Source organism: Salinimicrobium oceani (assembly GCF_012037645.1).
This window is the reverse complement of record NZ_JAAVJR010001556.1, coordinates 1-292: the sequence shown is the minus strand read 5'-3', so window position 1 is coordinate 292 and position 292 is coordinate 1. Positions and strand designations below refer to the sequence as shown.

The 292-nt window shown below is 43.2% G+C and carries 1 protein-coding gene; it reads left to right on the top strand.

The annotated features are described in order from the left end of the window. Positions 1 to 45: 45 nt before the first annotated feature. Positions 46 to 292 (top strand): DUF2961 domain-containing protein (locus HC175_RS23050; RefSeq protein WP_235942737.1); only part of this gene is annotated, 247 nt, incomplete at its 3' end.

The following is a 292-nucleotide window of genomic DNA, read 5'->3' as shown; positions in this document are numbered from 1 at the left end:
ATTAGTGACCGAAGCCCCGAAATGCTGAGATCCCTAAAAATAGAAATGTTCTGGGACGGAGAAGAGAATCCGGCAGTTTCTGTCCCGCTGGGGGATTTTTTCGGGATAGGGCTTGGCAAAAAAGCAGCTTTTGAGAGTGCTTTGTTTGCCGATCCCGAAGGTCGCTCGTTTAACTGCTTTATTCCCATGCCTTTCAAAGAAAAAGCAGTGATTAGGGTGACTAATGAATCGAAAAAAGACCTGCACCAGATTTTTTACGAGATAAATCTCCTTGAAAAATCTCATTTTCAAG